Genomic DNA, 12,778 nt, shown 5'->3' on the forward strand with positions numbered 1-12,778 from the left:
GCAGCGAAACGGCCGCACGAGATCTCGGGCGGCATGAAGCAGCGCGTGGGCATCGCGCGGGCGCTGGCGATGGAGCCGAAGGTGCTGCTGATGGACGAACCCTTTGGTGCGCTCGACGCGCTGACCCGTGCCCATCTTCAGGACGAACTGCTGAAGATCGTCGCTCGCACGCACAGCACGGTGGTGATGGTGACGCACGATGTCGACGAGGCGGTGCTGCTGTCGGACCGGATCGTGATGATGACCAACGGACCGGCGGCGACGATCGGCGAGATCCTGGCGATCGAACTGCCGCGGCCGCGCAACCGTGTCGAGCTGGCGGAGGATGCCAAGTACGTGCACTACCGCAAGGAAGTGCTGGATTTCCTCTACACGCGGCATGGCCACGTCGAGCAGGCCGCCTGAGCGTCAGTGGTAGTCGTCTTCGCGCTGATGCCTGACCGCGAGGACGGTCACCGTCCCGGCGTTCTCGATCTCGTACAGCGCGACGTAGCCCCTGCCTCGAAGTGGAATGATCAGCTCTCGCTGGAACGGGCTGCCGGCTGACGATTTCCGGTACAGGAACGGCGCGTGACCGAGGCGGTGCTCGACCTCGTCGCGAATGGTGTCGATGGCGAGCTGTGCGTGATCGAAGTCTTCGATCGTTTCAGCCTCCTGCAACAGGAAGTCGAAGAGTTCGATGAGATCGTTGCGGGCGGCGTCGGTGTAGCGGACCTTGAAGTTCCCGCTCATCCCAGCACGCGTTTGCGCCGATCGTCCAGCCTGCGCTGGAGTTCATCGTGCACGTCAGCCGCTGCATGGTAGACGCCGGTTCRCCGCGCCTCTTCCGCGGAACGCAACCCGCGGGAGATGAACTCGTCCTGCACGCGTCGGCGCTGGATGGTGTCCCGCACGGCCGTCTCGATCAGGCTGCTCAGTGTTTCGCCCTCTCGAAGGACGCTTTCGGCAGCCTCTCGCAGTTCGGCATCGACGCGCAGCGAAGGGAATGTTGACGGCTTCATGGATTGCGTTGCAATTGCGACGCATCGAGTGTAGTTCGACCGGAGCCCATGTGGCACATCCCTTGCATAAAGAAATGCGGCAAGAGCGATGCGCTTGTCGTCTATCTCCTCAGTAGGGCCCAGCCCTTTCCGGACCGCCTGATTCGCATGGATCAGGCGGTTTTTTTATCAGTGGTTTTCCTTGGCGTGGTTGATCGTGTACTTCGGGATCTCGATCGTCACGTCGGTCTGCGACAGGATCGCCTGGCACGACAGCCGCGATTGCGGCTCCAGCCCCCAGGCCCGGTCCAGCAGGTCTTCCTCGGATTCATCCATCTCGCCGAGCGACGAAAAGCCCTCCCGCACCACGACGTGGCAGGTCGTGCACGCGCAGCTCAGCTCGCAGGCGTGCTCGATCTCGATGCCGTTCTCCAGCAAGGCCTCGCAGACCGAGGTGCCCGGCGTGGCGGTGATCTGCGTGCCGGTGGGGCAGTACTCGGGATGGGGCAGGATCTTGATGACAGGCATGGGCTCAGACTTCCTCGACGCGCCGGCCGGCCAGCGCCTGCCGGATGCCGCGGTTCATGCGCTCGGCCGCGAAGGCTTCGGTGCCCTTGGCCAGCGCTTCGACGGCGGCGTCGATCTGGTGGTGATCTTCGGAATCGCGGCTGGCTTCGAGCGCCGCGAGCAATTGAGCGATCGCGGCCTGCTCGTCGGCACCCAGCAGGTCACCGTCGGCCTCGAGCGCGGAACGCGTCGCGAGCAGCATGCGCTCGGCCTCGACACGCGATTCGCGCAGGCTGCGCGCGCGCATGTCGGCCTCGGCGGTGCTGAAGCTCTCGGTCAGCATGCGCGCGACCTCGTCGTCGGACAAGCCGTAGCTCGGCTTCACGGTGATCGCGGCCTCGACGCCCGACACCTCCTCGCGCGCACTGACGCTCAGCAGCCCGTCGGCATCGACCTGGAAGCTGACGCGGATGCGCGCCGCCCCCGCCACCATCGGCGGCATGCCGCGCAGCTCGAAGCGCGCGAGCGAGCGGCAATCGCTGACGAGTTCGCGCTCGCCCTGCACCACGTGCAGCGCCATCGCGGTCTGCCCATCCTTGAAGGTCGTGAACTCCTGCGCACGCGCGGTCGGGATCGTGCTGTTGCGCGGGATGATGCGCTCGACCAGCCCGCCCATCGTCTCGAGACCCAGCGACAGCGGGATCACGTCGAGCAGCAGCAGTTCGTCGGCGCCGGCATTGCCCGCCAGCGCGTTGGCCTGGATCGCCGCGCCGAGTGCGACCACCTCGTCCGGGTTCAGGTTGGTCAGCGGCGCCTTGCCGAAGAAGCCGGCGACTGCCGCCTGCACCATCGGCATGCGGGTGGAACCGCCCACCATCACGACGCCCTGCACTTCGTCCTTCGCGGCCTGCGCATCGCGCAGCACCTTGCGAACGGCCGCCAGCGTGCGCGCCAGCAGGGCGGCACCGAGCGTCTCGAACTGCGCACGCGTCACGCGCACCGACAGCTCGCCGGACGACAGCGGACTGGCCAGCGTGGCGTGGTCGGAGGAYGAGAGCTTCTCCTTCGCGGCGCGCGCGGCCACCAGCACCGCGCGCTTGTCCTGMGGCGTGTCGGCCTGCAGGCCCGCCTCGGCCAGCGCCCAGTCAGCCAGCGCGCGATCGAAATCGTCGCCACCGAGGGCCGAATCGCCGCCGGTCGCGACCACCTCGAACACGCCCTTGGTCAACTTCAGCAGCGAGATGTCGAAGGTGCCGCCGCCCAGGTCGTAGACCGCGTACAGCCCCTCGGAGCCGTTCTCCAGCCCGTAGGCGATCGCCGCGGCGGTCGGCTCGTTGATCAGGCGCAGCACGTTCAGGCCGGCGAGCTGCGCGGCATCCTTCGTGGCCTGGCGCTGCGCATCGTCGAAGTAGGCCGGCACCGTGATCACCGCGCCGAACAGGTCGTCGGCGAAGGTGTCCTCGGCGCGGTAGCGCAGCGTCGCGAGGATCTCGGCCGACACCTCGACCGGTGACTTCACGCCGTCGATCGTGCGCAGCTGCACCATGCCCGGTGCATCGACGAAGTCGTACGGGAGCTTCTCGACGTGCGCGATGTCGCGCAGCCCGCGCCCCATGAAGCGCTTGACCGAGACGATGGTGTTGGCCGGGTCGAGCGCGGCCTGCGCGAGTGCGCCATGGCCGATCTCGCGCCGCCCTTCGGGCAGGTAGCGCACGGCCGACGGCAGGATCACATGGCCGGCTTCGTCCGGCAGGCATTCGGACACGCCGTTGCGCACCGCCGCGACCAGCGAGTGCGTGGTGCCGAGGTCGATGCCGACCGCGATGCGGCGCTGGTGGGGATCGGGGGCGCCCCCCGGTTCTGAAATTTGCAGCAAGGCCATGGCGTCTATTGTCCCAGCGCTTCGAGGCGTTGATCGACATCGCCGGCAAAGCGCTCTACGAACATGAGGGCTCTGACCTGTTGCGCCGCGGCAGCCCACTCGTGGCGCTCGTCCAGCGTGGCCTGCAAGCCGGCAAGGGCCTGTTTGCGATGCGATGCCACTTCGTCGGCGAGGGCCTCGACGGCGGGCAGGTCGCCGGCATCATCGAGTGCCTCGCGCCACTCCATCTGTTGCATCAGGAAGCTGCCGGGCATCGCGGTGTTGTTCTCGGCATCGATCGCCGCGCCGTGCAGTTCGCACAGGTAGGCGGCGCGCTTCAGCGGGTTCTTCAGGCGCTGGTAGGCCTCGTTCACCCGCACCGCCCATTGCATCGCGACGCGCTGGGCCGCACCGCCCTCGCTGGCGAAGCGGTCGGGGTGCACCTCGGCCTGCAGTGCGCGCCAGCGCGCATCGAGCTCGTCGCGATCGAGCGCGTAGCGGCGCGGCAGGCCGAACAGTTCGAAATCGTCGCTATCGAGCTTCATGGCTGGATTTCAGGCAACAAAAAGGCGCGGCTTGCGGCCGCGCCTGGTTGGCAAGCGCTGGTGCGCTAGACGCGGAACGACTCACCGCAACCGCAGCGGTCTTTCTCGCGCGGGTTCTGGAACTTGAAACCCTCGTTCAAGCCTTCGCGCACGAAGTCGAGTTGCGTGCCGTCGATGTACGGCAGGCTTTTCGGGTCGACCAGCACCTTCACGCCGCGGTCTTCGAACACCGCGTCTTCAGGCGCCACGTCATCGGCGTATTCCAGCTTGTAGGCCAGGCCCGAGCAGCCGGTCGTCTTGACGCCCAGCCGGACGCCGACGCCCTTGCCGCGCTTGGTGATGTAGCGCGACACGTGGCGTGCCGCGGCTTCGGTCAGCGTGACGGCCATGGTCTCAATGCGTGGCGACAGCCGCAGTGGCAGACGCCGCTGCGCCGGTCTTGGCCTTGTAGTCGTTCACCGCCGCCTTGATCGCATCCTCGGCCAGGATCGAGCAGTGGATCTTGACCGGCGGCAGCGCCAGCTCTTCGGCGATGTGCGTGTTCTTGATCGACAGCGCCTCGTCGAGCGACTTGCCCTTGACCCACTCAGTCACCAGCGAACTCGACGCGATCGCCGAGCCGCAGCCGTAGGTCTTGAACTTCGCGTCCTCGATCAGGCCCGTCACCGGGTTCACCTTGATCTGCAGCTTCATCACATCGCCGCAGGCGGGCGCGCCGACCATGCCGGTGCCCACGGTGTCGTCGCCCTTTTCGAACGAGCCGACATTGCGCGGGTTCTCGTAATGCTCAACCACTTTTTCGCTGTAAGCCATTTCAGATTCTCCGTACTTCTTCAACTTCAGTGGGCAGCCCACTGAATCGTGCTGATGTCGATGCCGTCCTTGAACATCTCCCACAACGGCGAGAGTTCGCGCAGCTTCGCGACGCGGTCCTTCAGCGTCGTGACCACGTAGTCGATTTCCTCGGTGGTCGTGAAGCGGCCGATCGTCATGCGCAGGCTGGAGTGCGCGAGTTCGTCGCTGCGGCCGAGCGCGCGCAGCACGTAGCTCGGCTCCAGGCTCGCGGAGGTGCAGGCCGAGCCCGACGACACCGCGATGCCCTTGATGCCCATGATCAACGATTCGCCTTCGACGAAGTTGAACGACATGTTCACGTTGTGCGGCACGCGCCGCTCGGCGTGGCCGTTCAGGAAGGTCTGATCGATGTCCTTGAGGCCGTTGATCAGCCGCTGCTGCAGCATGCGGATGCGCTCGTTGTCGGCCCCCATCTCGGCGCGCGCGATGCGGTAGGCCTCGCCCATGCCGACGATCTGGTGCGTCGCCAGCGTGCCCGAGCGCATGCCGCGCTCATGGCCGCCACCGTGCATCTGCGCCTCGATGCGCACGCGCGGCTTGCGGCGCACGTACAGCGCGCCGATGCCCTTCGGGCCATAGGTCTTGTGCGAGGCCAGGCTCATCAGGTCGACCGGCAGCGCGGCCAGGTCGATCTCCACCTTGCCGGTGGCCTGCGCCGCATCGACGTGGAAGATGATGCCGCGCTCGCGGCACATCGCGCCGATCGCCGGGATGTCCTGGATCACGCCGATCTCGTTGTTGACGAACAGCACCGAGACCAGGATGGTGTCGGGGCGCATCGCCGCCTTCAGCTTGTCGAGATCGAGCAGGCCGTCTTCCTGCACGTCGAGGTAGGTCACCTCGAAGCCCTGGCGCTCCAGCTCGCGCATCGTGTCGAGCACGGCCTTGTGCTCGGTCTTCAGCGTGATCAGGTGCTTGCCGCGCGTCTTGTAGAACTGCGCGGCACCCTTCAGCGCCAGGTTGATGGATTCGGTCGCGCCCGAGGTCCAGACGATCTCGCGCGGATCGGCACCCACCAGCGCCGCGACCTGCTCGCGCGCCTTCTCGACCGCCGCTTCCGCCTCCCACCCCCACGCGTGGCTGCGCGACGCCGGGTTGCCGAAATGCTCGCGCAACCACGGGATCATCGCGTCGACCACGCGCTGGTCCACCGGCGTCGTCGCGCCGTAGTCCATGTAGATCGGGAAGTGGGGGGTCATGTCCATGGGAATCAGCTACGGCAGTAAGGCAGCGAAGGTTGGTTGGGGAGGCCTACTTCGAGAATGCGGCGCCGCCGAGGGCGAAGACCGAATTCGGGGCGGTGATCTTGATCGGCTTGACGACCGGCTGCGTCGAGATCGCGCGCTTGACCGGTTGCTCCTCGATCGAGATGCCCTTGGCCAGTTGCTCGTCGACCAGCTTGCGCAGCGAGATCGAATCGAGGTACTCGATCATCTTGGAGTTCAGGCTGGCCCACAGGTCGTGCGTCATGCAACGGCCTGAGTCCTCGCCCATGCAGTTTTCCTTGCCGGCGCAGCCGGTGGCATCGATCGGTTCGTCGACCGCGACGATGATGTCGGCGACGGTGACTTCCTCGGACTTGCGACCCAGCGAATAACCACCGCCGGGGCCGCGGGTGCTCTCGACGAGCCCATGGCGGCGCAGCTTGCCGAACAGCTGCTCGAGGTAGGACAGCGAGATCTGCTGGCGGGCGCTGATCGCGGCCAGCGCGACGGGGCCCGAATGCTCACGCAGAGCCAGGTCGATCATCGCGGTCACTGCAAAACGGCCTTTGGTGGTCAGACGCATGAAATTCTCCTAAGCCGATGGGCGGCCAACAATGTCAACGAAGCAGATGAGGGCGATTTCACGCTTGTCGAGTCCCCGCTTGCCTTCCCCGGGGTAACCCTCGGTTGATCCCGAGAGGATTACTCAAGTATAGATGAAACCTAGTTTTTTGGTCGGCAATGGACCTGAAAGTTCCGTAGCGCGCGTGGGGCTATTTCGATGGCTATTCCGACGGCTGTTCCGGCTGCAGCGACGCCAGGTGCCGGACCAGTCCGTCGCAGGCATCCTCGACCAGGTCGAGCACGTGGTCGAACCCGTCCGGCCCGCCTTGGTAAGGGTCGGGCACGACCGGACTCGAGAAGCGCACACCGTGCTGTGTCAGACGCCCCAACTTGGGGCGATGCTGTGGCGGGCAACGCCCTTCCAGTTCGGCGAGGTTGTCCCAGTCCATCGCCAGGATGAGGTCGAAACGCTCGAAATCAGCCCCCGTCACGACCCGCGCCCGCAGATGGGCGAGGTCGTAGCCGCGGCGCGCCGCATGCCTGACGGAGCGCGGATCGGGCGGCTCGCCACCGTGCCACGAGTGCGTGCCGGCCGAATCGACCGCGACCGCATCGCCCAGCCCGGCCGCGCGCAGCTTGTGGCGCAGCACCGCTTCGGCGGTCGGCGAGCGGCAGATGTTGCCGAGGCAGACCATCAGCACGCGCACCTGCGCCCGCACCGGTGGCTGCGTCATGCCTTGCGAGCGCCCGCCGCCGGCAGCACCACCACGTTGTCGGTGCCGGGCGCGCCGAACGCCTGTTCGCGCAGGTGGGCCAGCTGGTCGCGCACGCGGGCGGCCTTCTCGAACTCCAGGTTGCGGGCATGCTCGAGCATCTGCTTCTCGAGCTGCTTGATGCGCTTGCCGAGGTCCTTCTCGCTCATCGCCTCGACCTCGGCGGTCTCGGCCGCCTTCTTCAGGTCGTCCTTCGCGCTCTTCTCGCTGTAGACGCCGTCGATCAGTTCGCGGATCTGCTTCTTCACGCTGCGCGGCGTGATGCCCTGCTCCAGGTTGTGCTGGATCTGCTTCGCGCGGCGCCGCTCGGTCTCGTCGATCGCGCGGCGCATCGAATCGGTCATCTTGTCGGCATACAGGATCGCCTTGCCGTTGATGTTGCGCGCCGCGCGGCCGATGGTCTGGATCAGCGAGCGCTCGGCGCGCAGGAAGCCTTCCTTGTYGGCATCGAGGATCGCCACCAGCGACACCTCGGGAATGTCCAGCCCCTCGCGCAGCAGGTTGATGCCCACCAGCACGTCGAAGGTGCCGAGCCGCAGGTCGCGCAGGATCTCGACCCGCTCCACCGTGTCGATGTCGCTGTGCAGGTAGCGCACCTTGACGCCGTTGTCGCTCAGGTAGTCGGTGAGCTGCTCGGCCATGCGCTTGGTCAGCGTGGTGATCAGCACGCGCTCGTGGATCTCGACGCGCTCGCGGATCTCCTGCAGCACGTCGTCGACCTGGTGCGTGGCCGGCCGCACCTCGACGAGCGGGTCGACCAGCCCGGTCGGCCGCACCACCTGCTCGACCACCTGGCCGGCGTTGCGCTTCTCGAAGTCGGCCGGCGTCGCCGAGACGAACACCACCTGGCGCATCTTCTTCTCGAACTCCTCGAACTTCAGCGGCCGGTTGTCGAGCGCCGACGGCAGCCGGAAGCCGTACTCGACCAGCGTGGTCTTGCGCGCACGGTCGCCGTTGTACATGCCGCCCAGCTGGCCGATCAGCACGTGCGATTCGTCGAGGAACATCAGCGCATCGCCCGGCAGGTAGTCGACCAGCGTCGACGGCGGCTCGCCCGGCGCCGAGCCCGACAGGTGGCGCGTGTAGTTCTCGATGCCCTTGCAGTGGCCGATCTCCTGCAGCATCTCCAGGTCGAAGCGGGTGCGCTGCTCCAGGCGCTGCGCCTCGACCAGCTTGCCGTCCTTCACCAGCTCGTCGAGCCGCGTGCGCAGCTCGGCCTTGATGGTGTCGATGGCGGCGACCACGCGGTCGCGCGGCGTCACGTAGTGGCTGGACGGGTAGACGGTGAAGCGCGGGATCTTCTGGCGGATGCGCCCAGTCAGCGGGTCGAACAGCTGCAGCGTCTCGACCTCGTCGTCGAACAGCTCGATGCGGATCGCGAGCTCGGAGTGCTCGGCCGGGAACACGTCGATGGTGTCGCCGCGCACGCGGAAGGTGCCGCGGCTGAAGTCCATCTCGTTGCGCTGGTACTGCATGCGGATCAGCTGCGCGATCACGTCGCGCTGGCCCATCTTGTCGCCGGCGCGCAGCGTCATCACCATGCGGTGGTAGTCGCTCGGGTTGCCGATGCCGTAGATCGCGCTGACGGTGGCGACGATCACCACGTCGCGCCGCTCCAGCAGGCTCTTGGTGGCCGACAGCCGCATCTGCTCGATGTGCTCGTTGATCGAGCTGTCCTTCTCGATGAACAGGTCGCGCTGCGGCACGTAGGCCTCGGGCTGGTAGTAGTCGTAGTAGCTGACGAAGTACTCGACCGCGTTCTTCGGGAAGAACTCGCGGAACTCGCTGTACAGCTGCGCCGCGAGCGTCTTGTTGGGCGCGAACACGATGGCCGGGCGGCCCATGCGGGCGATCACGTTGGCCATCGTGAAGGTCTTGCCGGAGCCGGTGAYGCCCAGCAGCGTCTGGTAGCTCAGGCCGTCCTCGATGCCTTCGGCCAGCGCGGCGATGGCGGTCGGCTGGTCGCCGGCCGGCGGATACGGCTGGAACAGCTGGAACGGCGAGTCGGGGAAGGCGACGAACTCGCCTTCGACGGGCTCCACCACCGGCGTGTCGGCGAGCAGGATGTCGGGGCCGCCCTGCGGCGCCTTCGGTGCCAACTTCGGTGCCAGCTTCGGTGCGGTTCGTGCTGCCTGTTTGGGTGCCGAATTTCGGGGCAGGTCGGCCATGGCGATTAAAATCCTCGGGTTTTCCTGTACCGGAAGTGCACAGGGAAATCGGCAAGCCTAGCCCAAATCACGCATCCGCTCTACTGACAARGACTGTCCATGACCTCGCTGTTCGCCGCTGTCGAAATGGCACCCCGCGACCCCATCCTCGGCCTGAACGAGCAGTTCAACGCCGACCCGAACCCCGCCAAGGTGAACCTGGGCGTCGGGGTCTACTACGACGACAACGGCAAACTCCCGCTGCTCAAGTGCGTGGCCGAGGCCGAGCGCCAGATGCAGGAGTCGCCGAAGCCGCGCGGCTACCTGCCGATCGACGGCATCGCCGCCTACGACAAGGCCGTGCAAGGCCTGGTGTTCGGCACCGACAGCGCTGAGGTCGCCGCCGGCCGCGTCGCCACCGTCCAGGGCCTGGGCGGCACCGGCGGGCTGAAGATCGGTGCCGATTTCCTGAAGCGGGTGAACCCCGGCGCCAAGGTGCTGATCAGCGACCCGAGCTGGGAAAACCACCGCGCGCTGTTCACCAACGCCGGCTTCGTGGTCGAGAGCTACCCGTACTACGACGCGGCAAAGCGCGGCGTCAATGTCGACGGCATGCTGGCCGCGCTGAACGCGGCGCCGGCCGGCACGGTGGTCGTGCTGCATGCCTGCTGCCACAACCCGACCGGCTACGACATCACCCCCGCCGACTGGGCGAAGGTGATCGAGGCCGTCAAGGCGCGCGGCCTGGTGGCCTTCCTCGACATGGCCTACCAGGGCTTCGGCGAAGGCATTGCCGAAGATGGCGCGGTGATCGCGCAGTTCGTCGCCGCCGGCATCGACTTCTTCGTCGCGACCTCGTTCTCGAAGAGCTTCTCGCTGTACGGCGAGCGCGTCGGTGCGCTGAGCGTGCTGTGCGCCACCCAGGACGACGCGACCCGYGTGCTGAGCCAGCTGAAGATCGTGATCCGCACCAACTACTCCAACCCGCCGACGCACGGCGCCCAGGTCGTCGCCACCGTGCTGACGACGCCGGCGCTGCGCGCGATGTGGGAGGAAGAACTGGCCGGCATGCGCGTGCGCATCAAGCAGATGCGCACCGCGCTGCTGCAGAAGCTGCAGGCCGCGGGCATCCAGCAGGACATGAGCTTCATCACGCAGCAGAAGGGCATGTTCAGCTATTCGGGCCTCAACAAGGCCCAGATGGAGCGCCTGCGCAACGAATTCGGCATCTACGGGGTCGATTCGGGCCGCATCTGCGTCGCGGCGCTGAACAGCAAGAACATCGACGCGGTGGTCGCCGCGATCGCCAAAGTCAGCTGAAACGACATCTGCTGTCACACAAGTGACAGTTCGAGAGAAGGCCGCACCATTCTGGGCGGCCTTTTTGCCTTTATTCCGGGTTTGCACCAAAGCAGTCCACGGGCACGATGTGCATCGCCTGCCTAGAATGCTGCAACGCACAACTTGTGTGAAAGCCTTGTGTGAAAGCGATTCCGCGAAGCGGTCGCAAAGGAACCCAGAATGCTGTACCAGTGGTATGAAGCCCAGCGCGCGCTGTTGAGCCCGTTCTCCGAATTTGCCAGCGCCTCCTCCAAGCTGTACAGCCACCCGCTGTCGCCGTTCGCGCACACGCCGATGGCGCAGCGCGTGTCGGCCGGGCTGGATCTGGTGCACCGGTTGTCGAAGGAATACGAGAAGCCGCAGTTCAACATCACGTCGGTGCGCGTCGGTGAGGTGGATGTCGCGGTGCAGGAGCAGGTGGCGCTCGAGAAGCCGTTCTGCCGGCTGCTGCGCTTCAAGCGCTTCACCGACGATTCGCCGGCGCTCACGCTGATGAAGGACCAGCCCACCGTGCTGGTCGTGGCGCCGCTGTCGGGCCACCACTCGACGCTGCTGCGCGACACCGTGAAGGCGCTGCTGCAGGACCACAAGGTCTTCATCACCGACTGGACCGATGCCCGCATGGTCGACCCGGCCGCCGGCCCGTTCCACCTCGACGACTACGTCGAATACGTGCAGGAGTTCATCCGCCACGTCGGGCCCGAGTGCAACGTGATCTCGGTGTGCCAGCCGACGGTGCCGGTGCTGGCCGCGATCTCGCTGATGGCCAGCCGCGGCGAGCCCACGCCGCGCACGATGACGATGATGGGCGGCCCGATCGACGCCCGCAAGAGCCCGACGGCCGTCAACAACCTGGCGATGAACAAGAGCTACGACTGGTTCGAGAACAACGTCATCTACCGCGTGCCGGTCAACTACCCCGGCGCCGGCCGGCGCGTGTACCCGGGCTTCCTGCAGCACAGCGGCTTCATCGCGATGAACCCGGACCGCCACCTGAAGTCGCACTACGACTACTTCATGGACCTGATGCGCGGCGACGACGACAACGCCGATTTCCACCGCACCTTCTACGACGAGTACAACGCGGTGCTCGACATGCCGGCCGAGTATTACCTCGACACCATCAAGACGGTGTTCCAGGACTTCGCGCTGGTCAACGGCACCTGGGAGGTGCGTGGCGAACTGGTGCGCCCGCAGGACATCACGACCAGCGCGCTGCTGACGATCGAGGGCGAGCTCGACGACATCTCCGGCGCCGGCCAGACCAAGGCGGCGCACGAGCTGTGCACCGGCATCCCGAAGGCGCGCCAGTTCCACTACGACGTCGAAGGCGCCGGCCACTACGGCATCTTCTCGGGCCGCCGCTGGCGCGAGAAGGTCTACCCGGAAGTGCGCAACTTCATCGCATCACACCAGCAGGCGGTGAAGGTCGCCCGGCCGGCGGCCCGCAAGACGGCCGCACGCAAGGCAGCCTGACGACGGCGTCGTGGACCGGGACGCACTCGCCGACCTCATCGACGCCGCCCTGCCGCAGACGCAGTGCACGCGCTGCGGCTACCCCGACTGCCGCTCGTACGCCGAGGCCATCGCCGCCGGCGACGCACCGATCAACCAGTGCCCGCCGGGCGGTGCCGAGGGCATCGCCCGGCTGGCACGCCTGACCGGCCGGCCGGCACCGGCGCTGAACCCGCTGAACGGCCACGAAGGGCCGCGCCGCCTCGCGGTGATCGACGAGGCCTGGTGCATCGGCTGCACGCTGTGCCTGAAGGCCTGCCCGGTCGATTGCATCGTCGGCGGGCCGAAATCGATGCACACCGTGATCGAGCCGCTGTGCACCGGCTGCGAGCTGTGCATCCCGGCCTGCCCGGTCGATTGCATCTCGCTGGTCGATGCCAACCCCGGTGACGCGGGCCGCACCGGCTGGGACGCCTGGAGTCCGGCGCAGGCCGACGAGGCGCGCGAGCGCTTCGATTTCCACCGCGCGCGGCTGGCCCGTGACG

General features: G+C 66.8%; 15 protein-coding genes. 4 read left to right on the forward strand and 11 right to left on the reverse strand.

Translation table 11 applies throughout. From position 1 onward, the window contains the following. A partial coding sequence (locus tag AC1D01_RS07045; protein WP_477865351.1) for an ABC transporter ATP-binding protein occupies nucleotides 1-405 on the forward strand: 405 nt, incomplete at its 5' end. A 3-nt stretch (nucleotides 406-408) separates the two neighbouring features. Here the strand turns inward: AC1D01_RS07045 and AC1D01_RS07050 are convergent. The 11 genes from AC1D01_RS07050 to uvrB form a co-directional block, all read right to left on the reverse strand. Continuing rightward, nucleotides 409-732 (reverse strand): type II toxin-antitoxin system RelE/ParE family toxin, encoded by a 324-nt coding sequence (locus AC1D01_RS07050; protein ID WP_477865352.1) that lies wholly within the window; start codon nucleotides 730-732, stop codon nucleotides 409-411. Next, nucleotides 729-1,001 carry a YlcI/YnfO family protein gene (locus AC1D01_RS07055; protein ID WP_477865353.1) on the reverse strand — a complete coding sequence of 91 codons (273 nt, stop codon included), beginning with the start codon at nucleotides 999-1,001 and terminating at the stop codon, nucleotides 729-731. The genes AC1D01_RS07050 and AC1D01_RS07055 overlap by 4 nt, the downstream gene beginning before the upstream one ends. A gap of 168 nt (nucleotides 1,002-1,169) precedes the next feature. Beyond that, nucleotides 1,170-1,508: an ISC system 2Fe-2S type ferredoxin gene (gene fdx, locus AC1D01_RS07060; RefSeq protein ID WP_047502959.1), complete on the reverse strand. Its 339-nt coding sequence runs from the start codon at nucleotides 1,506-1,508 to the stop codon at nucleotides 1,170-1,172. Nucleotides 1,509-1,512: 4 nt separating this feature from the next. Then, complete coding sequence (gene hscA, locus AC1D01_RS07065) at nucleotides 1,513-3,369, reverse strand: Fe-S protein assembly chaperone HscA (protein WP_477865354.1); 1,857 nt, start codon at nucleotides 3,367-3,369, stop codon at nucleotides 1,513-1,515. Nucleotides 3,370-3,374: 5 nt separating this feature from the next. Next, complete coding sequence (gene hscB, locus AC1D01_RS07070) at nucleotides 3,375-3,893, reverse strand: Fe-S protein assembly co-chaperone HscB (protein ID WP_477865355.1); 519 nt, start codon at nucleotides 3,891-3,893, stop codon at nucleotides 3,375-3,377. Nucleotides 3,894-3,958: 65 nt separating this feature from the next. Continuing rightward, on the reverse strand, nucleotides 3,959-4,282 hold the full coding sequence (iscA, locus tag AC1D01_RS07075) for an iron-sulfur cluster assembly protein IscA (protein ID WP_073467653.1): 324 nt from the start codon (nucleotides 4,280-4,282) through the stop codon (nucleotides 3,959-3,961). 4 nt (nucleotides 4,283-4,286) lie between these two features. Next, complete coding sequence (gene iscU, locus AC1D01_RS07080; RefSeq protein WP_477865360.1) at nucleotides 4,287-4,706, reverse strand: Fe-S cluster assembly scaffold IscU; 420 nt, start codon at nucleotides 4,704-4,706, stop codon at nucleotides 4,287-4,289. 26 nt (nucleotides 4,707-4,732) lie between these two features. Beyond that, the gene (locus AC1D01_RS07085; protein WP_477865361.1) at nucleotides 4,733-5,947 is read right to left on the reverse strand and encodes an IscS subfamily cysteine desulfurase; all 1,215 of its coding nucleotides are present in this window, start codon (nucleotides 5,945-5,947) and stop codon (nucleotides 4,733-4,735) included. Between the two features lie 52 nt (nucleotides 5,948-5,999). Beyond that, nucleotides 6,000-6,536, reverse strand: coding sequence for a Fe-S cluster assembly transcription factor (locus AC1D01_RS07090; protein WP_047594513.1), 537 nt, complete (start codon nucleotides 6,534-6,536; stop codon nucleotides 6,000-6,002). 202 nt (nucleotides 6,537-6,738) lie between these two features. Beyond that, a complete protein-coding gene (locus AC1D01_RS07095) occupies nucleotides 6,739-7,251 on the reverse strand; it encodes a low molecular weight protein-tyrosine-phosphatase (RefSeq protein ID WP_477865356.1) in 513 nt (170 codons plus the stop codon). After that, on the reverse strand, nucleotides 7,248-9,356 hold the full coding sequence (gene uvrB / locus AC1D01_RS07100) for an excinuclease ABC subunit UvrB (RefSeq protein ID WP_477865362.1): 2,109 nt from the start codon (nucleotides 9,354-9,356) through the stop codon (nucleotides 7,248-7,250). The genes AC1D01_RS07095 and uvrB overlap by 4 nt, the downstream gene beginning before the upstream one ends. Nucleotides 9,357-9,557: 201 nt before the next feature. Here uvrB and AC1D01_RS07105 point away from each other — a divergent pair, with 201 nt between their 5' ends. The 3 genes from AC1D01_RS07105 to AC1D01_RS07115 all read left to right on the forward strand — a co-directional run. Then, complete coding sequence (locus AC1D01_RS07105) at nucleotides 9,558-10,757, forward strand: amino acid aminotransferase (RefSeq protein ID WP_477865357.1); 1,200 nt, start codon at nucleotides 9,558-9,560, stop codon at nucleotides 10,755-10,757. Nucleotides 10,758-10,958: 201 nt separating this feature from the next. Beyond that, a complete protein-coding gene (locus AC1D01_RS07110; RefSeq protein ID WP_477865358.1) occupies nucleotides 10,959-12,254 on the forward strand; it encodes a polyhydroxyalkanoate depolymerase in 1,296 nt (431 codons plus the stop codon). Between the two features lie 10 nt (nucleotides 12,255-12,264). Further along, a partial coding sequence (locus AC1D01_RS07115; protein WP_477865359.1) for an electron transport complex subunit RsxB occupies nucleotides 12,265-12,778 on the forward strand: 514 nt, incomplete at its 3' end.

The sequence above is a fragment of the Rhizobacter sp. P3_B12 genome (genome assembly GCF_056402895.1).